Genomic DNA, 21,005 nt, shown 5'->3' on the forward strand with positions numbered 1-21,005 from the left:
CGCTCAGAGTCCAGGTAGAAGGGCAGCCAAAGCAACGCACTCGCCCGCAAAGAGTAAGGCTCCAAAGGTCTCTCAGGTGCTTTCAGAGATGACGTTACAGCAGCAGGCGCAAGGCGTATCCGCCAAGACATTGGGAGACAAGGCCGCAGTGGTCCGCCTCTTCGTGGGGACGGTGGGTGACCTGCCCATCGACTGCATAACACGAGCTGACGCACAGGCGTTCAAGGTCAAAGCTGCCAAGCTGCCACCACGGATTAACGGCAAGCCTCAGCGGTATCCAGTCAGCAAGGGAGGGGCCGAGAAGGTCATCACCCTGACCACGCTCAACAACTACGTGAAGATGCTGGCTGCATTGTTTAGCTTTGCTGTGAAGGTGGGCTACTGCGATATCAATCCTTTCGTTGGCATGAAGACAGCCACACGGAAGAAAGCGAGCCAAGAACGTGCTGTGTTCAGTGCTGCTGACCTTTCCAAGCTGTTCAAGTCTCCCGCTTATGCTTCAGCTGATGATGATAGGCCGCACAAGTACTGGCTACCATTGCTGGGGCTGTATACCGGTGCGCGGTTGAATGAGTTGTGTCAGCTATATCTCGATGACGTGGCTGTGGTTAATGACTTGGACTGTCTCCACATCAGAGACCAGCGCCCGGACCAGCGGTTGAAGACGGTAGCATCTGAGCGGCTGCTGCCGATTCACTCAAGGCTTAAGGCGTTGGGCTTCCTTGAGTACGTCCAGAAGCAACGGGCCGCAGGTCATGAACGGCTGTTCCCTGAGCTGACCAAGCATGCAATGCACGGTTATGGGCATGCGCCTTCCAAGTGGTTCGCTAAGCTTCGTGAGCGCTTAGGCTTCAAAGGGCAGGACCAGAAGAAGGACTTCCACAGCTTCCGTCATACCGTGGCTGACCACCTCAAACAACAAGACGTCTCTGAAGCGCTGGTGGCTGGATTGCTGGGGCATCAGTCGCAGGGCATTACCTTCAGTCGCTACGGCAAAGACTATCGCCCTGAGGTGCTGCTGCCGGTGGTGGAGGCCATTGTGGTAGAGAGTCTGTAACAGCAACTGCCAAGGTAAAACGACAGGGGAGCTGTGCTATACGCTCCCGCTGCTTTGGACGTCCCCTGTCCGTTGTTGCATACCCTGCTGGCGCTGGCCTAACCCGGCTGGCGCTCAGGCAATCGCTGGCTTGGTCCTGACGTAACGCCTGATGCTCTGACCTGTTGCGCCTATGGTAGCCAAGGCATCAGCCCGCTCGTTCTCAGGCTGGCCGCTATGGCCCTTCACCCATCGGACCTCAACGATGTGAGTGGTCAGCAGGGCGTCAAGCTCTCGCCATAGGTCATCGTTCGCCACAGGCTTTCTGCTGGCTGTCTTCCACCCGTTGCTCTTCCACTTGGCCAGCCATTCATTGCAGCCCTTGCGGACATACTGGCTGTCGGTGGTGAGGATGACGGTGGAGGGTTGCTTCAGTGCTGCCAAGCCTTGGATTGCTGCGGTCAACTCTGCTCTGTTGTTGGTCTGGTTACGGCCAGAGAGAGGCCCGGCAATCTCAAGACGCTTGCCTTGGGCGTTGATGAGCAGCGCTCCATAGCCGCCTTGGGCTGAGGCTTCGCCGTTGTTGGGACATGCGCCGTCCGTGTAGACCATGATAGTTGCCATGGCTATTGTTCCTTGTAGGTAGGTATGTTGGGTTGATTGCCTCGATTGCCTGACGTGAGTCTTGGGCAGACCTCCGGTGCTGGTGTCAGGTTGCTGAGGCGGTAGCTTTGAGAGTGGAGACGGAAGATGTGACCACAAAGGAGGAGACCACAGAGCATGGCTGCTTAGCGGGTGCACGGCATCTGCTGGAGATGGAGTCTTGGGGGTCATAACCCTGATGGGATTACTACCACCTCCACGCCTAGCGATTGCTTGGCTGTGCGCTGAGTGTGGTGGCTATGGCTTCTCTTCTTCCATGACCACAACAACAGCAGCGATAGCAGGAGCCTTGGGTAATCCTTAGGCTGGCGCTGGTGGTTGCTCCAGGTCTCTCTCTTATATAGATATAGGGGCTTTACTCGGTCCCGTGGTCAGTGGGCTGTAGCGAATGTTGACCGCCAGATTTGGCACTCCTAAAAGTCCATGCTTGGAGGGTAGGCTCTCGGAGCGTTAAGTCGCCCCGCCATGCATACCAAGGATGCAGCGTTATACGCAGTGGCCAATGCCTGCCTTGGTGCTTCCGGGCAATCAATCCGAACTTCTCCAGATCGGATAAGGCTCGCGCCAGTGCCCGCTTGGACGTCTGAAGGCTTGACCGCAGCTCCTCGATTGAACCGAACCAGACGTTACGCCCTGCCAGTCCCTTGGCTAGTTGATGGAAGGTTCTAACGGCTCTGTCGTTAAGCCCAGCGTCCAGCAGGCCCAACACCTTGCGAGTGTCTACGTGCAGCTTGTCCTGCCACCAATCGAATGGCTCAAGGGCTGCTGTCAGCTCCTCAGCGTCCTTCGCCAGAGCAGGCCATGGGGTAGTTACACCAACATCATTGCAACGGCGCAGGTCACGCTTGCGGACAGGCTGCAAAGGCTGCTGCTGATTCAGTATCTCCCCTGACTCAACATCGACAAGGTAGGTGTCGGGACCATCCGTAATCATGTGGATGGGCCGAGGGGTGATGGTGGCGGTGACTGTGCTTGGTAGTTGTTCCATGCGTCCCTCTCAGCGGCTAAGGCGGGCAGGGATGATAGCTTTACCTTCACTGCGGACCACGCGGCTCAGCGCCAGCCAGTAGGATGCATCGTTGTCGCTCTCGGCGTGCTCTAGAAGCTGCTCGGTGCCTTGCTTTAGGGCAGACATCAAAGCCAGCTCTAACGCCTCTCCTAGACGTGTGTCACGGCCTTTCAGCTTGGCTAGCTCATCAGCTATTGAAACCAACTGAGTGACGTGGTCACGGCGGATGTGGATGTGGAAGCGGACAAGCTCAGGGGGCAGGTTATAGCGTTCTTTCATGGGTAGGATTCCTTGGTGTGGGTGCTGGGTATTCAGCTAGGAAGGGTGGCAATTCAAACAACACAGGGCATAGCTGCTAAGCGCCTACTGTTGCTGTGCTGGGGTTAGTCGCTGTGGGTCTCGTTGCCGGATGCTGGCGGCGATTGGGTGCGCTTCAGCTAGGAAGGGGGGTAATGCAAGGCGTGAATAGATACGCTACCGGGATTACCTTCAGCTCTCAGGATTATCCCGGAAGTGTATCTAAGTTGTTGATTAAAAAGAGAATGTCTGTTGCAATTACTTACAAGTTGAAGCTGTCCAGAGGGCTGTTAAGCGGGCATTCTGTCGCCTCTCAAGCAACACCCACATAAACAAGGAAGACAGCCATGCAAAGCCCGCACGTATACGTTGAACAGTCAGAAGTCATTGCAGCCCTGATGCCTGAAGTGGGGGACAGCGTAGGGACTGCCGAATGGTGGTGTATATCCAAGCCGCTGGCCGAAGCTCTGGAGCAGATGGAAGGACAGACGGTGATAAACGACGGTTACGGCTGCTGGTGGGCTATCCCATACCAAGGCCCCAATATCACGCCAGAACGTACCCTGTGCGACCTTGGGCTGATTGAGTTCGTGGCTCACTGATGATGATAGGCGCGCCTGAGTGCAACGCTTGGGCGCATCTAGTTAGCTGTTGTGTGGGAGAAGGTAGACAGCCAAAACAATGCACATGTTAGATTGCTACCATCTCAAAGGAAGAGGCGGCAATGAAACAGACCGAGAAAGATGCATTAAAAATAATCGGCGGGTTGGTACTGCTTGGGACCGTGGCGGATGCAGTCTGGCAAGCTTGGGGTACCTCCCATTGGGTTGGTGAGTTTTTTGAGTACTTCATTGCTGGCATCCTATGGCTGGTCGTAGTGTTAGGTGTGCCGTCTCTGTCGGGCTTCGCTGGGTTTTATACCGCACGCTTCTCAGACAGAAACTGGCTTGGGTGGGGCGTAGGTGTACTGCTTTGCTTGTTCCTCTGGTTTTTTCTACCAGCGCTCTTTGAGCAGATTCCCGGTGTCGGCTGGAAGTTGGCGGAGCGACTCGCCCCAGCAGAGTACTGAGTAAGTGTTCTTGCACGTCCGGCTTCATGGCTTCGTTCTCCAGACGGAGAGTTTCCTTCTGCTCTTCCAAGGCTGCAGCCAGACGCAGAGCTTCAGCGAAACTGGTGGGTAATGCCGGGGCGGCTACCTGCTGTTCCAGCTCCTGCCAGCGGTCGACCAGCTTGGCGGTGAACTCTGGTGATAGTTGAGCAACGATGACGTAGCTGTCGCGCTTGCCGATCTGGTACTCAAAAGCTGTGCGGCCTAGAGTGTCGAGGTATTCCTCCAACGGAGGGACACCAATAGCATCCTTAGAAATCAGGCGCATGACTGTGCGCTTCACATTGTCATGACGCACATCAAGCAGCTCAGCAATCTCACGGCTGCTCATGGTGAGGGCTTCAGCGCAGACGACTTCGTTGTAGAAAGCGTTGTGGTTGTGCAGGGTGGTGTTGTTGTTGCTGGTCATGGGGATTCTCTCACCAGCGGCTACTTTCTCTTCGCCCATAACGTAGGCACCGTCCTTTCGGATAGCCGGGAGAACATCTCGGGTGACCCAGTTCTGGAAGGCGTGGGCTTGGGGTTTGTCCGAGCGCATGATGAGCTTGTAGAGACCGGACTCGGAGACCACAACCATCGGCTTGCCGGGGTTGAGACCTAAAGTAATCCGACTGATGTTAGCCAGCTCATTTGAAGCAAGTTTTTTGTAGTGGGCGCTTGTATAGGTGGTCAGCCCCAGCGCTTTTAAGACGTCCTGGGCGACGAACCAAGGCTGGCCGTCCATTTGCACTACGCGAACCGGGAAGGTGTTGAAGGTGTGGGTGATGATGTTGGTGCTGGTCATGGGGTAGCAATCTTCTTGCTCCCGTTCTCGACATTGCTTGAAGCATCATTGAGATTCCAAGGATGCTCCGCTCTTTACCAGAGGCCAGACCTCTCGGAAGATTGTAGTCACGGGTTCGGCCACCATCTTAGGCTGGATAATCCATCCTAAGGTGTTCCGAAGCACTTTGCTTTGACCTAGTGTTTCGAGCACTAACACTCGGACGGTAACTATCGACAGTTGGTCAGCGTCCAGCCTCTGGTAATGGCTCTGAGGAACAGTACCTCACAGCTCAGCTGCTGCCTTCTGCTTTGCACAGGCCCGCTTCACCGCCGCTATCGATATGTTCCAGTGCTCTGCCGTGTCAGCAATGCTGGCGCTGTTCTCTTGCCTCCATGCTGCGACCTGTGCATCGTCGATAACCTTAGGCGCTCCTAGCTTCTTGCCCTGCGCCTTAGCTCTCTGGATACCTGCCATCTGCCTTGCCTTGATGTTGCTACGCTCCAGCTCAGCGACCGCAGCCAACATGGTCAGCATGGCCTTGCCTATCGGGCTGTTAAGGTCGAACCCTTCGCGCATCGACACTACCGCTATGCCCTTGCTCCTCAGTGCCTCGACAGTCTCCAGGACATCGATGGTGTTGCGCCCCAGTCTGTCCACAGCAGCAACGATGACGGTGTCTCCCTCCCTTGCATACTGGAACAGGGCTTGGAAGCCTGACCGCTCCATGGCCTTGGTAGCGCCGCTGGTGGCTGCATCAGAGAACCACTTGGATACGTGGTAACGCTCAGCTATGGCGTGACGTTGTGCTTCGATGGACTGGCCATCTGTGCTGACGCGGGTATAGGCAATGGTGGTGGAGGTAGTGGCAGTGGTAGTCATCCTGAAAGCTTCCTTGTGCTTGGCACAGTGCATAGGCTCAGGATTGTAGGTGATGGCTCAGTATATTGCAACAGATTTGAGCTATCTCTAGACCGCATGCTTTGGTTGGCTCAGGACAGCAGGTTGCTTGGCTCAGGATGTGTACTCTTTGAGCTAGGTTGGAGAGGGTGCTGCTGTGGTTGCTGAGGTATGACCAAGCAACAGGCTAAGTGCTGACGCTTCCTCTCTGGCTGGAGCTGGACGGATGGGCCTTGTTGCTGTGCATGGTTCTGCGGGCGGGTGGCGGGAATGTGAAGGGAGACCCACCCGGCACGGGGGTAGTGAGCTTGAAGGCTTTATATTATATGGACGCTCAGATTTTTCTGATCAGAAATATTTCACTTTGTGAACACGCCTTGGTCTCTCAACTGGTGCAAGAGGTCTTTGAGGTTGTCGTTGACGTCCTCGACGTTGCATGTGAGGCACAGGTCTCGCAATGAGGGTACGGCTAGTGTTGCTGGCTCTGGGGTGTCAACATCCCGGTCCCAAACCAACCTGTACTCGCGTTGATGTACATATGTATCCCGCTTATGGAATGCTGCCAGCTCGTCAGGGATTCTCCCGTGGAAAGTGTTTGGGTCGTAATATGTAACCATCCCACATTGAGCCGAGTCACCCGTCTGCCTTATGGCATCCAGCAATCGGGTTTGGAACTCTTGGGACTGGACGATAATCACCGCGTAGCGCCCAAGGTCGTATGTAGCTTCCGCTAAAAGCTGGTCGTTCACGAATCTTTCAAAGTCCTCCTCACTGTCACTCTTCAAGTCCCGGTCATTCACTGCATAGAGGCACAAGACATTTAATGCATTGTCTCGTTCTAGCTGAACAGTTGTGGCTGCTGCAAAGTCTTCTGCAGGAATTGTATGTTCAGCTTTCTCCCCGTTTGGCCACTGAATGTTTAAGGTCACCGTATTTTGGCCGGGTTGGATAACGAGGATATCGGCTTCGTTCGGGTCACCAACATTCCCTGACTCGGTTTCTTCGTACTTCCTGAAGAACCCAAGAGGGTTCATGTACAGCTGCCCGTCCAAGAAATCTTCTCGATACTTCTCCTTTGCGAATATTCTGACTCCGAAAATAATTCTACCCATTGGAAAGTCCCTTTCTCATTGAGGTTGCTAGGCGGGCGGTGAAGCCTAAGCAGTCCAGTATACATTGATAGAACCTGGTGCCTTTTGCACGCATACGAGAGAAGTGGAGCGGTTTTCAGATGAAAGTCACTTCGCTGCAAGGAGGTTTAGGTGGTACATAAGGTGGTACAGACGCCTATCTGCTGGTAATCTCAGGGCAGTGTTCTGATAACTGATTCTTTCCTGTCTGAAACGGCGGAAGCCTCTGAAACAGAGGGCTACAGGGCATTCGCCGTGAACCCGGTCAGGCCCGGAAGGGAGCAGCCGCAGCGGTCATATCGTGTGCCGGGGTGTGGCTGGTAGGGTTGCCACCCATTATTTCCTGTCTATTTTCCCCCCTTTCCTTCAATCCATGAGTTTGCCGATCAGGCGGTTTTTTGCTGCCTGGCATCCGAGGATTGAACGCGGTGGTGTCTCGCAATGTACGACTGCATTGGGTACAGTACCGGCTTGCACAATGACCACACTGGACTGCAGAAATCCCGATGAGTTATCAGGTACTGGCTCGTAAATGGCGCCCCCGTCTGTTTCGTGAAATGGTTGGACAGACGCATGTGCTGCAGGCGTTGATCAACGCGCTGGATAACAATCGTCTGCACCACGCCTATCTGTTTACCGGCACCCGTGGGGTGGGAAAGACCACTATTGCGCGTATTCTGGCCAAATGCCTGAACTGCGAGCAGGGCGTCAGTTCCGAACCCTGCGGCGTCTGTTCTGCCTGCCGGGAAATTGATGAAGGCCGTTTCGTTGATCTGATCGAAGTGGACGCCGCCAGCCGCACCAAGGTAGAAGATACCCGTGAGTTGCTGGATAACGTGCAGTACGCGCCGTCGCGCGGGCGCTTCAAGGTCTATCTGATCGACGAAGTGCACATGCTCTCCAGCCACAGTTTCAATGCCCTGCTGAAAACCCTGGAAGAGCCGCCTGAACACGTCAAGTTCCTGTTGGCCACCACCGACCCGCAGAAATTGCCGGTCACCATCCTGTCGCGCTGCCTGCAGTTTTCACTGAAGAACATGCCGCCGGAAAAGGTGGTCGAACACCTGCGCCATGTGCTGGGTGAAGAAGCCATCAGCTATGACGACGAATCGCTCTGGTTGCTTGGTCGCGCCGCTGATGGCTCCATGCGTGACGCCCTGAGCCTGACCGATCAGGCAATAGCCTTTGGCAATGGCGCGCTCCAGGTGAGCGAGGTGCGCAGCATGCTGGGCACCATAGACCATGGTCAGGTATTTGGCCTGCTGGAGGCCCTGATCGCCCATGATGCGCGCGCGCTGATGCAGGCGGTAGCGGATCTGGCGGAACAGGGCGTAGATTTCGCCGGCGTGCTCGCAGAACTGATTTCAACGCTGCAGCGCCTGGCCATTGCCCAAGTGGTGCCGGAAGCCGCAGACAACAGTCTGGGCGACCAGGCGCGCCTGCTGGAATTGGCCGGGCGCATCAGCGCCGAGGATGTCCAGCTGTTTTATCAGTTGGGTTTGCATGGGCGGCGCGATCTTCCGCTGGCGCCCGAGCCGCGCGGTGGTTTCGAGATGGCGCTGCTGCGCATGCTGGCCTTCCGTCCCGGCACTTTTGGCGAGGTGCCTTTGGGGGCCGTACCCTTGAGTCAGCCCTCTGCACCCGCTGCCGGCCCCGTTCCCGAGCCGGAAAAGCCGGCAGGACTCAACCCGGCCAAGGTTGAGTCCGCAAGCGCCAGGCCGCCGAGTTCGGATCAGCCGGACGCGGCGCCAGCCTCTGTAGCGGCAGCTCCGGCAGCTCCGGCGGTGCAGCCAGCGGCAAACGCCGAGCCCACAGGCGAGGCTCCTGCCCCAGCGGTGCTTGATGATACGGCAGATGCTGCGGTTGCAGCGGCGCCGGCTGAGCAGCTAGCGGCACCGACCAACACACCCAGCGCAGCGTCCAGCGCCCAGCCGCTCAATCCGAAAACCCCGGTCAAGCCGCCGCGCCACGAGCCACCGCCAGAGTGGCTGGAAGCGCCACCACTGGATGACGCGCCGGATCGCGAGGATGACGAGGAGCCGCTGGACGTCAATCAATATCTGGGAGACTGGACCGAGACGCCGCAGGAGACTGCAAGCGATACAGAGCTGGCTGAGCCGGATGAGATCAGTGACTTGCCGCCTGCTACCGGGCTCGCTGCCGAATGGCTTCAACTGTTTGAGCAGCTGGGGCTTTCTGGTCTGACCCAGAGCATTGCCGCGCACTGTGAGCTGGTTGCTCGCGAGGCAGGCGTCTGGAAGCTGCACCTTGATCCGGGCCATAGCGCGTTGTACAACGAGAATCATCGGCAGCGACTGCAGCAGGCGATCATTGCCCGTCATGGCGATGAGGTGCGGCTGGAAGTAGAGGTGCAGGCGCCGCAACAGGAAACCCCTGCGGTGGCCGCAGCGCGGCACAAGGCAGCCAGGCAAAAGGCCGCCGAGGCGAGCATTCAGGCCGACCCCATGGTCCAACGTCTGTGCAGCGAATTTGCTGCCGAAATATGTGAGGGCAGCATCCGTCCGGTCGATGCGCCCGCCGCTTAATTACCAGAGGATAGAATCATGATGAAAGGTGGCATGGCAGGCCTGATGAAGCAGGCCCAGCAGATGCAGGAAAAAATGGCCAAGATGCAGGAAGAACTGGCCAATGCAGAGGTAACTGGTCAGTCAGGTGCAGGGCTGGTGTCGGTGGTGATGACGGGGCGTCACGATGTGCGCCGGGTCAGCATTGATGACAGCCTGATGCAGGAAGAGAAGGAAGTGCTCGAAGATCTGATTGCCGCAGCCTTTAACGATGCTGTGCGCAAACTGGAAAAAGAGAGCAAGGAAAAGATGTCGGGTATGACCGCAGGCATGAATTTGCCCGACGGCTTCAAGATGCCGTTCTGAGCGACCACGGGGCAAGACACAGATGAGTTTCAGTCCGCTGATCAGGCAGATGATCGAGGCGCTGCGCGGCTTGCCGGGCGTTGGCCCCAAGACCGCGCAGCGTATGGCATTGCATTTGCTGGAACGTGACCGCGCCGCCGCTGCACATTTGTCGAAAGCACTGGATCAGGCAATTGCCGGTGTCGGCTACTGCCGTCGCTGCCGCACTCTCAGCGAGACCGAACTCTGCGCAATCTGTACCGACCCGCGTCGCGATGCCAGCCTGCTGTGTATCCTGCAGAGCCCGGCAGATGTTTGGGCGGTAGAGCAGGCCGGTGGCTACCATGGCCGGTATTTTGTACTCAAGGGGCATCTTTCGCCGATTGACGGCATGGGCCCGGATGAGATCGGTATTCCGGCCTTGCTCGATTGCCTGGAGGGCAGCGAGGTAGCCGAGGTGATTCTGGCGACCAACCCGACGGTAGAAGGGGAGGCCACGGCGCATTACGTGGCCAGCCTGCTGCGCCCTCGCGGCATCAAGGTGTCGCGTATCGCCCATGGCGTGCCCCTGGGCGGCGAGCTGGAGTATATCGACGGCGGTACTCTGGCGCATGCGCTGGCTGGCCGTACGCCGGTGCTTTGAGGCGCTGCACGCGACTCCCGGCGCAGTTCAACTCGCCAGCGTGCCCTGCTGAAAGTCCTGGATGGCCTGGTGTATTTCCGCCTCGCTATTCATGACAAAGGGGCCGTATTGGGCTATGGGCTCGCCAATGGGCTTGCCGGCCAGCACCAGTAGTCGCGCTCCTGCCCGGCCTGCGCGCAGCTCCAGCAGTGCACCCTGATCAAAGCGTCCCAGTTGGCCGGCCTTTATCGTCGCCTGGCGGAGTTCGCCTTGCACGCGAACGTCCCCTTCATAGACATAGTTCAGCAATATATGTGTCGATGGCACAGGCAGTTGCAGGGCTTCGTTCGGCTGCAGTTGCAGGTCGATATACAGCGGGTCGGTGCTCTTGCCAGTAACGGCACCGGTTAAGCTGCTACCGGCCAGTTCCAGAGAGCCTGCGATCAGTTTCAGCTGTCCGCCGCCGTTCAGGGAATGTTCCACGAAAGCGCTGGCCGGCAGATCCTGATAACTGGCCGGCTGCATCTTTTCTGCCGCAGGCAGGTTCAGCCATAGCTGAAAGCCGCGCATCATGCCGTGGTCCTGCTGGGGCATCTCCGAATGAATAATGCCGCGCCCGGCCGTCATCCACTGCACACCTCCGGATTCCAACAGGCCGCGGTTGCCCAGGTGGTCTTCGTGCAGCATGCGTCCTTCGAGCATATAGGTAACGGTTTCAAAACCGCGATGCGGGTGGGACGGGAAGCCGCCGACATAATCTTCAGCGCTGGCGGAGCCGAATTCGTCGAGCATCAGAAAGGGGTCGAAGCGAGCGGCGTCGCGGCCACCGAAGACGCGGGTCAATTTGACCCCGTCACCGTCCGAGGCCGGCTGGCCAACCAGGACTTCAAGCAAATCGCGCTTAACAGGATGGGTCATGACGCATCTCCGCAACAGGACAATGCGTCATTGTAGGCACGACAACTTCGATTTAATAACGCAATAATTGCCTTATAAAGATCAGATTTACTGCTCGTTCTCCGTCGCTCCGGGCTGTGCTGCCTGGGGCGCGGATTCGCCAGCACTGCCACCTGTGCTTTGCGCATCATCGCCAAGCGCATCAATCAGGCGCTGGTAGGCCTGGCAGGCATCAAAGCTGCTATCTACCGGATTCTCTTCCTGCATCTGGTTCATCCGCTCTCGCAGTTCTTCTGCCTTGCCGGGGTTGTTCTTGGTCATGTCGTAGATCAACTGGGCTACTACTCCAGCTTTGTCGATGGCGACCTCGGGGGTGCAGATTTCCTTTTCAGTGGCGGTAGCCGCTGAGAGAGGGGTGGCAGCCAGGCAGAACAGGCCAGCAAGCAGCAGTGCTGAATAATGTTTCATCATTACCTCGTGTGTGGGTATCCATGACTTCATGTTAGCCGCATACGGGCGAAGCTCCAAGTGAGCGCGAGTGACGTTGTTTTGCCGGGCAAACTGTCTGACACTGTAGTCAGACAAAGGGAGGCCGTGAATGAAGGGCTGGAAGTCGATGGCCATGGGTACGCTGCTGGCTGGCTGCGCGCACTTGTCGCAGGCGCAGGGGCAAACCTTGACGCTGGGGTTTGGTATCAACAAGCCGCCTTACGTTTACGAATTCGAGGCGCGCGGTCTGGAGTTCGAGATAGTGGCTGCGGCGCTGCGTGAAGCTGGCGACGAGATGCGCCCCTATTACGCTCCCTTGGAGCGCTTGCACCTGATGCTCCAGCGCGGCGAACTGGATGCCATAGCAGCGACCAGCCCCGCCAGCGCGGTCAAGGCCTATTACTCGGACAGCTATCTCAGCTATCAGAACGTAGCCATTACCCTGGCCCGCGATAACATTGAGCTCAACAGTATCGCCGATCTTTCGTCCTATTCAGTCAGCGCCTTTCAGCGCGCCAGCCATCTGCTGGGGAACGAGTTTGGCGCTATGGTCAGCCGCAACCCGCGCTACCGCGAGGAGGCCCGACAGGTCACTCGCAATCTGCTGCTGTATTCGGGGCGGGTGCAAGTGGTGGTAGCGGATGAACGTATTTTTGCGGCATTTCAGCCGGTGGTGGCCGATCAGGTGGATATCACACTGCCGATCACCCGCCACCGGTTGTTTGCGCCCACGCCCTACAGCGTGGGGTTCAGTAAGCCGGCGCCCCGTGATCGTTTCAATCAGGGTCTGGCAGCGCTTCGAGAGAGTGGCGAGTATGCGCGCATCATGGCGCGCTACAGCTCACCCTGACGCACGCTTTGCTTTCAGTTGCGGCTTTTTTGCCAGTCTTTCTTGAGGCTGATCCAGAAGGTTTTCAGGCTCAACACCTTGTGATCCACTGCATCGATAAACTCATCAAGGTGTTCGATCAGGTCGTGCTGGCTGGCGTCATCCTGGCGGTGTGTGGCCAGTTGGCTTTCCAGTTGGTTGAGTGATTCGCGCAGTTCCTTGATGCGTTCTTCGGTTTCCTGCCGACTGTACTGGTTCATGGCGTTTGCTCCTTGCAATTAAAGTTGGCTGGCGCCGATCAGCGCCAATGGCAGCGCAAAGAAGACCCCGCCAATGTAGCCGGCGACATAGAGCTTGTTGCGTTGCGCCAGGCTTGCCAACCATTCGGCGATGCGTGGCGGTACCTGACGCAGAGAGGGCAGACCGTAAATCAGCACTATACCCAGCACGTTGAAAAACAGATGCACCAAGGCAATCTGCAAGGCCAATACGGCGTTGTCGCCAACGATTGCCGTGGCAGCCAGCAGGGCGGTTACGCAGGTACCTATGTTGCTGCCCAGGGTGAACGGATAGACCTGGCGCATCGAGAACACGCCGGTGCCGGCCAGTGGCACGATCAATGAGGTGGTAGTCGAGGAGGATTGCACCAGCACGGTGATGATGGTGCCGCTGGCCATGCCTGACAGCGGGCCGCGACCGACGCTGGCGTGCATGATGTCCTTGGCGCGTCCGACCATGACTTTGCGCAGTACTCGTCCGATAGCCGACACCACAAAGAGGATCATGCCCACCCCAATCAGGATCAGTGCGACCCCTTGCCAGACGGACCCGGGCAACCAGGAGACCAGGAATTTCAGCAGATCGGTAGCCGGGGTGAGTATGGTCTTCATGATGTTGACACTGCCCATGTCCAGGCTGGCGTCGCTGACCAGTAGCCCGGCGATCACTTCGGAGCTGATCTGCAGCGGATGGAACAGCAGCTCGATTGGCAACAGCAGGAGTACCGCCAGAATGTTGAAGGCGTCGTGTACGGTCGCAGCGGAAAAGGCGCGGTGGAACTCTTCGCCATTGCGCACGTGCCCCAGGCTGACGATGGTGCTGGTCAGTGAAGTGCCGATATTGGCGCCCATGATCAGGGGAATGGCGATCTGCACCGGCAGACCACCGGCAACCAGGCCGACAATGATCGAGGTCACTGTGCTGGAGCTCTGGATCAGGGCGGTGGCCACCAAGCCAATCATCAACCCGACAAAGGGGTTGGTGGCGAAGGCAAAGAGGTCCTTGGCGTTAGCGCCGGCTGCGGCCTTGAAACCGCCTCCAATGGAGCCCACCGCGGCCAGCAGCAGGTAAACCAGCACCACGACGGTCAACCAGGCTAACCATTGGCGGCTGACCGGTTGCGTGGGTTCTTGAGAAAGCGGTTCCTGCGGAACAGATTGGGCGTGGCTGCTCATCCCTGGCGATCCTGTGTGAGTGAAGGGTTGGTACCCTGACTCTCCACGACGGATATGGCGGTGCGATGACGGCGCAGTGAACATCCGATGACGGCGGTTAACCGCTATCAGTATTGCTCGGCAAGGAAGTCGCGCAGCATCTGTGGCGGTACGTCACGCCGGTGGCTGAGGCTGGCGTCGCCGGTATCGGGGTGAAAGACAATCAGCAGTTCCTTGCGCTCAAGCAGTCTGCGCACCTGGGCAACACGCTCGGCCAGATCGGCGTCGAAGCCGTTATCGGTACCGTCGCGGGTGACAAAATCTTCCAGCAGGCGCTGAAGAGTATCGGCTTCAAGCAGTTCGTAGGGTATCAGCATGGGTCTACTTCTCGGATGACGGGGTGAGCAATGCTACACTCGCAGGCCCGCAACAACCTGTCCGGCCTGTAATGATTACTGACCCGTTATTCTACCTCTGCGCCATCCCTGCCGTCCTGCTTTACGGCATCGCCAAGGGTGGTTTTGGCGGCAACATTGCGATTCTCTCCGTTCCCCTGATGGCCATGGTGGTGGCGCCGCAGCAGGCTGCCGCGATACTACTGCCGATTCTCTGTGCCATGGATCTGGTGGCGCTGCGTACCTTTCGCGGGCGCTGGGACAGGACCAATCTGCGCATTATTCTGCCCGCCGCCCTGGTGGGCATCGTGCTGGGGGCGCTCACCTTTCGCTATCTCAACGATGCTCATATCAAACTGCTGATTGGCGGTATTGCGCTGGCTTTCACCTTGAATATGCTGCTGCGTCGTGGCGTTGCGGAACCGCGCCCGGCCAGCCGCATACGGGGCAGCTTCTGGGGTATGATCTCGGGTTTTACCAGTTTCGGAATTCATGCCGGCGGGCCGCCGATCAATGTCTATATGCTGCCGCAGCGCCTGGAAAAGACTCTGCTGATGGGTACCATCGCGGTGTTCTTTACCGTGGTCAACTGGGTCAAGGTCCCGGCCTATGTCTATCTGGGACAGTTTTCCAGCGAGAACCTGCTGACCTCACTGGTGTTATTGCCCTTGGCCCCGATCGGTGTGAGGTTGGGGTTCTGGATGTTGCAGCGCAGCAATGAGCAACTGATCTACCGTCTGTGCTACATCTTTCTGTTTTTCACCGGCGGCAAGTTGTTCTATGAGGGCATCAAGGGGTTTGTTTCAGCCTGATCAGCCGATCCAGGCTATGGAACAGGGTGTCGCGCTGCACGGGTTTGGCCAGGTAGTCATCCATCCCGGCGGCCATGCCTTCGAGTCTGTGGCTATCGAGAATATGCGCAGTTAGCGCCACTATGGGCGTACGCACAAGGTGATCGCGCTGCTCATGCGCGCGAATGCGCCGGGTTGCCTCAAATCCGTCCATGATCGGCATTTCGCAATCCATCAGAATCAGGTCATAGCGAGCAGGATCCTCACGGTAGGCTGCCAGCGCTTCGGCACCATTGGTCGCCATTTCTATGCTGAAACCCATTTTCTCCAGCAGCGTACGCACTACCAGTTGGTTGACGCTGTTGTCCTCGGCTACCAGCAGATGTCCGCTGGCCTGCTGGACTTTGTGAGGCTGGCTGGTTCCGTTTCGCTGCAGCAGTTGAGATTGGGTCTGCGCTTGCAGCTGCTGCACCAACTTGCGCAGTTGGCCCGGCAGCAACGGGGTGCTGTGCACCAGCACGCCTGGCTGCGAGCTTATGCCGAAAGCTTGCTGCCCGGTTAGCAACAGAACCGGAGTGTGCTCTTGCTGCGCCTGGAGCAACAGCGCATCCAGTTTTTCGGTTGGCAGTTGCTGTGCGGCAATCACCAGTAAGGCGTAATCGGCAAATGAGGCTTGCCAGTCGGAGCCCGTTGCATGACGGCTTACGGCGTGACCCAGGCGTTCCAGTTGCCGCTGGTAGGTCAACAGTGCCCGTGGCTGTTCAGCTACCAGCAGCACCGGCAAGGGGGCGAAATCTGTTTGGCTTTCGGACTGTTGAGGCGCTGGCAACTGCAGCGAGAAACTGAAGCAGGCGCCCTCGTCGGGCTCGCTGACCACGCTGATCTGGCCACCCATCAAGCCGATCAGTTGCTGGCTGATGGTCAACCCCAGCCCACTGCCGCCGTAGCGGCGAGTGGTGCTGCTGTCAGCCTGGGTGAAGGAGCGGAACAGGTTCTCGCGTGCGTGCGCAGCGATACCGATACCCGTGTCGGTAACGCTGAACGTCAGTTGCCAGGCGCCAGGACGATGTTTGTCGGGCTGCCCGCTGATATCCAGGGCCACGTAGCCGCGCTCGGTAAATTTGAAGGCGTTGCCGAGCAGATTCAGCAGTACCTGTTTGAGGCGGGTAGGATCGCCGAGCAACTGTGGGGGCAGCTCAGGTGCGACGCTGCAATACAGGTTGAGGTTTTTTTCCAGGGCCTGAGCGGTGAACAGGCTGGCGGTGTCGGCAAGCAGCTCGTCCGGATCGAAGGGGATGGTCTCAAGCTCAACCCGGCCGGATTCCAAGCGGGCGAAATCGAGGATGTCATTGATCACGGTGATCAGGGTATTGCCGGATTTGCTGATAGTCTCCAGATAATACCGCTGAGTGCTGTCCAGGCGGGTGTCGCCCAGCAGTTGCAACATGCCCAGCACGCCATTGAGCGGAGTACGAATCTCGTGACTCATGCGGGCCAGGAAGCGCCCCTGGGCACGCGATTCCAGACGTGCCTGGCGGGCTTGCTCATCGGCCTCGTAGCGGGCTTCCTGCAGGGCGTTGATACGGTCCGCCAGGCCCAGCGAAAGAATGAACATTTCAACGCAGATGCCCAGTTTTACCCAGCCTGCGCCATAGGTATAGCCCAGGATCTCGTAGCCCAGCGAGCCGGCGGTCGACAACATTAGCGAACACAACAGCAGGACCCAGGCACAAGTGTAATAGGAGCCGTAGCGAAAGCCCGCGCGCCAGACGCGCAGGCCGCTGAACAGCAAAATGGCTGAGCTGATGAGCACAAATAGACTGGCCGCCCGATTGTAGAGGTCGTGGCTGATCAGCGGCAGCGCCAGCATGCTGAACAGCACCATCAGAATCTTGATGCGCAGCAGGTAATCAAGACGGGGGAAATGCGCGGCGGTATGCAGAAAGTGACGGCTGAACTGGGTCGCCACGGCGCAGTGCAGAAACATCAGGGTATAGACCGCCAGCGACTGCATGGTGATGCCGGGTGATAGCCACTTCCACAGCACACCGTCAAAGGCGAGCATGAACAGCATCATGTTGAAGGCGTACACCAGGTACCAGAGGTAGGTTATCTCGCGCAGCGACACCAACAGGAAAAGGTTGTAGGCAAACAGCCCCAGCATGATGCCGTAGAAGAGTCCCGCGGCCAGGCTGCTGTTCTCCTGGGCAGCAGCACTGGCTGGCCAGGTGGAGGCATACAGCGGCACAAACAGGGTGCTGCTGGTTTGCACGCGCAAATAGAAGATATTGTCGCCGGGCTCCAGCCTTACCGGAAGCCAGTGGTTGCGCACCGCGACGGGGCGCTGCGCGGCGTCCAGATGATCACCGCTTTGCTGGTGTCGTACCTGCTGCGCGCCAAGCTGATACAGATCCAGATGATCAAGCAGGTTGTAGTTGGCCTCAAGTACCACATCCAACTGCTGTGTTTCCGGGTTGTGCAGGATGAAGCGCAGCCACCAGACCGATGCGTTCTTACCCTGGTTGACGTGCCGTCCGTCTGGCGCCTGCCAGTATTCAGGCGCACCCTGGGCGAGGACTTGCTCCAGGGTCAGGCTGGCGTCCGGGTCTTCAAATACCTGCAGATGACTAGCCAGGTTGACGCGTGGCGTGCGCTCATCAAGGGTAACGGCGCCTGGCAGAGCGGCTGCTGCCTGGAGTTGCTGGGGTGTGTTGGCAGATAGCGCGGCGGTATGCCAGAGCAGCAGGCAGAGCAGCAGAAGTAGGCGGCACTCGCGCATCGATATTCTTACCCGATTGATCCATCAGCCGATTGTCATGGTTGGTATTGTGATGGTGTTGGCCAAAGGCTAGCACAGCCCGCTCAGTCTAGTGAGGCCCCATTGCCTGCTTTCTGACGGTCGGCCGCCTGGCCTCTGATCAGACGTCGCAGCATGAAGCGGTTGGGGTGCACGGCGGCGGCCAGATCCTGTGGCAACGGCAAGGGTTCGCCGGTGATCCAGGCAGCTACCAGCTCGGCGCCAAGTGGACAACTGATCAGCCCGCGGGAGCCATGGGCCGCATTGATGTAGAGATTTTCGTACCAGGGCGCTTCAGCAGCAGGTCGCTGCGAAGCATCCTTGGCGAGAACTGCGTAGCGCTCGGCGAAGGCTAGAGGGTCTGCCAGCGGTCCGATCAGCGGGAGGTAGTCCGGGGCGGTGCAGCGCAATGCGGCGCGCGCGGGCAGCGTGCCCGCCTGCGTGCGGTGGTCGGCAAAGCACTGCTCAAGCTGGGGCGAGAGCGCCGCCAGCAGGTCGAGATTGCTCAGGTTCTCTTCGCTACTGGGTTCGTTGTCCAGACGATCAAAGCGGAAGCTGGCGCCCAGATGGTGTTCAGCCTGTCGTGCTGGTGAGATATAACCATCGGCGCACAGCACGCTGCGCAATGCGCTACTGTCGGCAGTCACCGGTAGATGGGTGATCTGGCCACGAATAGCTTTGAGCGGGAGGTGGCTGCTTTGCGTGAAGCGAGTGCTGTCCTGAGCTGCGCAGATAACCGCAACCGGCGCGCTGGCGAGCACCTTGCCTTGCGCGTCGCGGACCTGCCAAAGGCCGTCTACGCGCTGCAATTGCTCGGCCTGCGCCGAAGAATGCAGCTGGACCAAAGGATGGCTAGCCAGCTGCCGGCACAGGCTGGGCGGATTGACCCAGCCAGCGGCGGGAAAGAACAGCCCGCCGTTGCTGACGCTGACCCCGGCCAGCTCGCCGGCTTGTTTCTGGTCGACGGCCTGCAGAAAGTCCGGGGGATAACCCTGGGCGGCCAACTGGGTCTGACGCGCCGCTTCCTTCTCATTCTTTGCCAGTTGCAGCACACCACATGCCTGCCAGGCGTCAGGGGCATCTGCAAGTTCGTAGTCCAGCAGGCGCAAGCTGTACTGGTAGCACGCCTGAATGAAGCGCGACAGCGGTGGGTGGTGGGGGGACAACTTGGCGTAGAGTATGCCCTGCGCGTTGCCAGATGCCTGTTGCGCCAGCTCGGCATGCCGTTCCAGCAGGGTAACGCGCCAACCGCGGCGCGCCAGCGCGTGGGCAGTACTACAGCCGGCCAGGCCGCCGCCTATCACCAATACGTGGTCTGCGCTGCGTTCGGCTTGAATGGGCCTGGCATACCATGGGGCCTGCCAGGGCAGGGCGGGGCGGCTGTTCAGCTCGCCGCTGAGCATCTCGCGCTTGCGCCCGAAGCCCTTTACCTTGCGCATGCTGAAGCCGGCTGCCTGCAGGCCTCGACGCACCTCGCCCACACTGGTGAAGGTGGCTACGGTAGCCTGTTCGGTGGAGAGTTCAGCCATCCGCTGATACAACGCAGGTTGCCACATGTCGGGGTTTTTGGCTGGAGCAAAGCCGTCGAGAAACCAGGCATCGACCCGTGCATCCAACTGCGGCAGGGTGTCGAACAGATCGCCAATCAGCAGCGTCAGGGTGACTCGGCCCTGTGCCAGATTGAAGTGCTGCCAACCTGGTGCCAGTCCATTGTACTGCGCCAGCAGTTGGTCACTCCAGGGCGACAGCTCAGGCCAGAGAGCCAATGCCCGGCGCAAGTCTTCCGGCGTGAGTGGGTATTTCTCGGTGCTGACAAAGTGCAGCTGCGCATCTGGCGGGGCCAACTGATCCCAGAGTTGCCAGGCAGCGATAAAATTGAGGCCGGTGCCAAAGCCCGTTTCCGCTATGCAGAATTGCGCCTGATGCGGTAGCGCCTGCCAGCGCTCGGGCAATCTGTTGTGCTGCAGAAACACGTGACGCGTTTCGTCCAGGCCGGCATCGCGGGAAAAATAGACGTCGGCGAACAGGCTGGAGAAGGGTTGTCCGCCCTCTATCCAGTCCAGTTCTGCAGAATGGAAACTTGGCTTGCTCACTAAGGCTCCGGAATCAGAAAAAACGGAGCCATTGTAACCTCGCCACAGCCTGAACGCTGCGTCGAGATCGGCATGCCGGTCAGCTCATGTTGGGCAATATCAACAATAGCCAGGTGGCAAGAAATACCAGGCCGACGGTCGACCATTTGGGTTTGATCAGATTTTTCATGGCATACGCCTTTTTGTTTTTATTGGCTATCGGTTCCTTGTGAGAACCTTTACGAACGCTGACCGTGGTGACGGCTCAGCGAAGGGAACAACGACTGATACAAGCCCCAAAGGGGCAGTTCGTGTTCCACAGGTTGCTTTATAACATGGGTATCTGCTGAGTTTAGTGATCTGTATCGCTTCTATTAGACCATTTGGCTACAAGACGAGCGAGGCATGTTGCCAAGCAATATGAAACCGTCATCAAGCTGTCATCTCTGCGCGTCGGGGCGCCGTCAGGCTAGCTCATTGGTGCGTGCGGCCATGATCAGGTCGTTGCGATGCAGTCCGCCCAAGGCATGGCTCCACCACCCTACGGTTACCTTGCCCCATTCGGTCAGAAGGGCGGGATGATGGTTGGCCTGCTCGGCAATAGCGGCCACCTTGTTGGTGAAGGCCAGGGCAGCGTTGAAATCGTCAAAATGAAAGGCCTTTTCGATGCGCTCCACATCCTCGACTTTCTTCAGTACCCAGCCAGGCAGCTCGCGCAGCAGAGCGCTTACCTGCTCTGTGGGTAATTGGCTGGCAGCACTCTGGCTGTTATCCAGTGTTTCGTTGGCAAGATCGGTCATTGCAGACTCCAGTGATTGCAGGTTGTCTTCAGCATAGCAGCCGGCCCTTCCTATGAGGTCAGCCGCCAGAGGGGGTATCATGGCGCGATATACATGATCTGAGT

20 protein-coding genes and 1 other RNA gene are annotated in these 21,005 nt (G+C 58.2%); 8 read left to right on the top strand and 13 right to left on the bottom strand.

Features of this window, described 5'->3' with window-relative positions:
• Positions 1-88: 88 nt before the first annotated feature.
• A complete protein-coding gene (locus V7756_RS06165; RefSeq protein ID WP_335609321.1) occupies positions 89-1,057 on the top strand; it encodes a site-specific integrase in 969 nt (322 codons plus the stop codon).
• A 114-nt stretch (positions 1,058-1,171) separates the two neighbouring features.
• Here the strand turns inward: V7756_RS06165 and rnhA are convergent, their stop codons facing one another.
• A complete protein-coding gene (gene rnhA, locus V7756_RS06170) occupies positions 1,172-1,660 on the bottom strand; it encodes a ribonuclease HI (RefSeq protein ID WP_335609265.1) in 489 nt (162 codons plus the stop codon).
• 1,036 nt (positions 1,661-2,696) lie between these two features.
• Entirely contained in the window at positions 2,697-2,987 is a 291-nt protein-coding gene (locus V7756_RS06175) for a hypothetical protein (RefSeq protein WP_335609266.1), read from the bottom strand.
• A gap of 365 nt (positions 2,988-3,352) precedes the next feature.
• Here V7756_RS06175 and V7756_RS06180 point away from each other — a divergent pair, with 365 nt between their 5' ends.
• Entirely contained in the window at positions 3,353-3,607 is a 255-nt protein-coding gene (locus V7756_RS06180; protein ID WP_335609267.1) for a hypothetical protein, read from the top strand.
• Between the two features lie 246 nt (positions 3,608-3,853).
• Here the strand turns inward: V7756_RS06180 and V7756_RS06185 are convergent, their stop codons facing one another.
• From V7756_RS06185 to V7756_RS06195, 3 genes are all read right to left on the bottom strand, one after another.
• Positions 3,854-4,897, bottom strand: a complete 1,044-nt coding sequence (locus V7756_RS06185; RefSeq protein ID WP_335609268.1) for a BRO family protein — start codon at positions 4,895-4,897, stop codon at positions 3,854-3,856.
• 264 nt (positions 4,898-5,161) lie between these two features.
• Positions 5,162-5,758 (bottom strand): recombinase family protein, encoded by a 597-nt coding sequence (locus V7756_RS06190; protein ID WP_335609269.1) that lies wholly within the window; start codon positions 5,756-5,758, stop codon positions 5,162-5,164.
• Between the two features lie 377 nt (positions 5,759-6,135).
• Positions 6,136-6,888 (bottom strand): hypothetical protein, encoded by a 753-nt coding sequence (locus tag V7756_RS06195; RefSeq protein ID WP_335609270.1) that lies wholly within the window; start codon positions 6,886-6,888, stop codon positions 6,136-6,138.
• Between the two features lie 253 nt (positions 6,889-7,141).
• Between V7756_RS06195 and ffs the strand changes: the two genes are divergently transcribed.
• The 4 genes from ffs to recR all read left to right on the top strand — a co-directional run bounded on the left by ffs (position 7,142) and on the right by recR (position 10,419).
• An RNA gene (gene ffs, locus V7756_RS06200) (signal recognition particle sRNA small type) lies at positions 7,142-7,230 on the top strand.
• 182 nt (positions 7,231-7,412) lie between these two features.
• Positions 7,413-9,452 (top strand): DNA polymerase III subunit gamma/tau, encoded by a 2,040-nt coding sequence (dnaX, locus tag V7756_RS06205; protein WP_335609271.1) that lies wholly within the window; start codon positions 7,413-7,415, stop codon positions 9,450-9,452.
• Between the two features lie 18 nt (positions 9,453-9,470).
• Positions 9,471-9,797, top strand: a complete 327-nt coding sequence (locus V7756_RS06210) for a YbaB/EbfC family nucleoid-associated protein (RefSeq protein WP_335609272.1) — start codon at positions 9,471-9,473, stop codon at positions 9,795-9,797.
• A gap of 22 nt (positions 9,798-9,819) precedes the next feature.
• Positions 9,820-10,419: a recombination mediator RecR gene (gene recR, locus V7756_RS06215; protein ID WP_335609273.1), complete on the top strand. Its 600-nt coding sequence runs from the start codon at positions 9,820-9,822 to the stop codon at positions 10,417-10,419.
• Positions 10,420-10,446: 27 nt separating this feature from the next.
• On the opposite strand, the gene V7756_RS06220 is transcribed toward recR, so the two are convergent.
• Complete coding sequence (locus V7756_RS06220; protein ID WP_335609274.1) at positions 10,447-11,316, bottom strand: pirin family protein; 870 nt, start codon at positions 11,314-11,316, stop codon at positions 10,447-10,449.
• Positions 11,317-11,403: 87 nt separating this feature from the next.
• Positions 11,404-11,763: a hypothetical protein gene (locus tag V7756_RS06225; protein WP_335609275.1), complete on the bottom strand. Its 360-nt coding sequence runs from the start codon at positions 11,761-11,763 to the stop codon at positions 11,404-11,406.
• A gap of 130 nt (positions 11,764-11,893) precedes the next feature.
• Between V7756_RS06225 and V7756_RS06230 the strand changes: the two genes are divergently transcribed.
• Complete coding sequence (locus V7756_RS06230) at positions 11,894-12,634, top strand: substrate-binding periplasmic protein (protein ID WP_335609276.1); 741 nt, start codon at positions 11,894-11,896, stop codon at positions 12,632-12,634.
• 14 nt (positions 12,635-12,648) lie between these two features.
• Here the strand turns inward: V7756_RS06230 and V7756_RS06235 are convergent, their stop codons facing one another.
• From V7756_RS06235 to V7756_RS06245, 3 genes are all read right to left on the bottom strand, one after another.
• Positions 12,649-12,873: a hypothetical protein gene (locus V7756_RS06235; RefSeq protein ID WP_335609277.1), complete on the bottom strand. Its 225-nt coding sequence runs from the start codon at positions 12,871-12,873 to the stop codon at positions 12,649-12,651.
• Positions 12,874-12,891: 18 nt separating this feature from the next.
• Entirely contained in the window at positions 12,892-14,067 is a 1,176-nt protein-coding gene (locus tag V7756_RS06240; RefSeq protein ID WP_335609278.1) for a Na/Pi symporter, read from the bottom strand.
• Between the two features lie 107 nt (positions 14,068-14,174).
• Positions 14,175-14,423, bottom strand: coding sequence for a YheU family protein (locus V7756_RS06245; RefSeq protein WP_335609279.1), 249 nt, complete (start codon positions 14,421-14,423; stop codon positions 14,175-14,177).
• Positions 14,424-14,494: 71 nt separating this feature from the next.
• Between V7756_RS06245 and V7756_RS06250 the strand changes: the two genes are divergently transcribed.
• Positions 14,495-15,253 carry a sulfite exporter TauE/SafE family protein gene (locus V7756_RS06250; protein WP_335609280.1) on the top strand — a complete coding sequence of 253 codons (759 nt, stop codon included), beginning with the start codon at positions 14,495-14,497 and terminating at the stop codon, positions 15,251-15,253.
• On the opposite strand, the gene V7756_RS06255 is transcribed toward V7756_RS06250, so the two are convergent.
• From V7756_RS06255 to V7756_RS06265, 3 genes are all read right to left on the bottom strand, one after another.
• Complete coding sequence (locus V7756_RS06255) at positions 15,231-18,011, bottom strand: 7TM-DISM domain-containing protein (protein ID WP_335609281.1); 2,781 nt, start codon at positions 18,009-18,011, stop codon at positions 15,231-15,233. The two genes, V7756_RS06250 and V7756_RS06255, sit on opposite strands and share 23 nt — an antisense overlap.
• An 83-nt stretch (positions 18,012-18,094) precedes the next feature.
• Positions 18,095-20,122, bottom strand: coding sequence for a bifunctional tRNA (5-methylaminomethyl-2-thiouridine)(34)-methyltransferase MnmD/FAD-dependent 5-carboxymethylaminomethyl-2-thiouridine(34) oxidoreductase MnmC (gene mnmC, locus V7756_RS06260; protein ID WP_335609282.1), 2,028 nt, complete (start codon positions 20,120-20,122; stop codon positions 18,095-18,097).
• 443 nt (positions 20,123-20,565) lie between these two features.
• Entirely contained in the window at positions 20,566-20,901 is a 336-nt protein-coding gene (locus tag V7756_RS06265) for a 4a-hydroxytetrahydrobiopterin dehydratase (RefSeq protein ID WP_335609283.1), read from the bottom strand.
• Positions 20,902-21,005: the final 104 nt, after the last annotated feature.

Source organism: Halopseudomonas sp. (genome assembly GCF_036961105.1).
Classification (GTDB): Bacteria; Pseudomonadota; Gammaproteobacteria; order Pseudomonadales; family Pseudomonadaceae; genus Halopseudomonas.

Bases quoted from the DNA above. Each gene is read 5' to 3' on its own strand.
- V7756_RS06165 (WP_335609321.1), top strand. From the start codon at position 89: ATGACGTTACAGCAGCAGGCGCAAGGCGTATCCGCCAAGACATTGGGA.
- rnhA (WP_335609265.1), bottom strand. From the start codon at position 1,660: ATGGCAACTATCATGGTCTACACGGACGGCGCATGTCCCAACAACGGC.
- V7756_RS06175 (WP_335609266.1), bottom strand. From the start codon at position 2,987: ATGAAAGAACGCTATAACCTGCCCCCTGAGCTTGTCCGCTTCCACATC.
- V7756_RS06180 (WP_335609267.1), top strand. From the start codon at position 3,353: ATGCAAAGCCCGCACGTATACGTTGAACAGTCAGAAGTCATTGCAGCC.
- V7756_RS06185 (WP_335609268.1), bottom strand. From the start codon at position 4,897: ATGACCAGCACCAACATCATCACCCACACCTTCAACACCTTCCCGGTT.
- V7756_RS06190 (WP_335609269.1), bottom strand. From the start codon at position 5,758: ATGACTACCACTGCCACTACCTCCACCACCATTGCCTATACCCGCGTC.
- V7756_RS06195 (WP_335609270.1), bottom strand. From the start codon at position 6,888: ATGGGTAGAATTATTTTCGGAGTCAGAATATTCGCAAAGGAGAAGTAT.
- dnaX (WP_335609271.1), top strand. From the start codon at position 7,413: ATGAGTTATCAGGTACTGGCTCGTAAATGGCGCCCCCGTCTGTTTCGT.
- V7756_RS06210 (WP_335609272.1), top strand. From the start codon at position 9,471: ATGATGAAAGGTGGCATGGCAGGCCTGATGAAGCAGGCCCAGCAGATG.
- recR (WP_335609273.1), top strand. From the start codon at position 9,820: ATGAGTTTCAGTCCGCTGATCAGGCAGATGATCGAGGCGCTGCGCGGC.
- V7756_RS06220 (WP_335609274.1), bottom strand. From the start codon at position 11,316: ATGACCCATCCTGTTAAGCGCGATTTGCTTGAAGTCCTGGTTGGCCAG.
- V7756_RS06225 (WP_335609275.1), bottom strand. From the start codon at position 11,763: ATGAAACATTATTCAGCACTGCTGCTTGCTGGCCTGTTCTGCCTGGCT.
- V7756_RS06230 (WP_335609276.1), top strand. From the start codon at position 11,894: ATGAAGGGCTGGAAGTCGATGGCCATGGGTACGCTGCTGGCTGGCTGC.
- V7756_RS06235 (WP_335609277.1), bottom strand. From the start codon at position 12,873: ATGAACCAGTACAGTCGGCAGGAAACCGAAGAACGCATCAAGGAACTG.
- V7756_RS06240 (WP_335609278.1), bottom strand. From the start codon at position 14,067: ATGAGCAGCCACGCCCAATCTGTTCCGCAGGAACCGCTTTCTCAAGAA.
- V7756_RS06245 (WP_335609279.1), bottom strand. From the start codon at position 14,423: ATGCTGATACCCTACGAACTGCTTGAAGCCGATACTCTTCAGCGCCTG.
- V7756_RS06250 (WP_335609280.1), top strand. From the start codon at position 14,495: ATGATTACTGACCCGTTATTCTACCTCTGCGCCATCCCTGCCGTCCTG.
- V7756_RS06255 (WP_335609281.1), bottom strand. From the start codon at position 18,011: ATGCGCGAGTGCCGCCTACTTCTGCTGCTCTGCCTGCTGCTCTGGCAT.
- V7756_RS06265 (WP_335609283.1), bottom strand. From the start codon at position 20,901: ATGACCGATCTTGCCAACGAAACACTGGATAACAGCCAGAGTGCTGCC.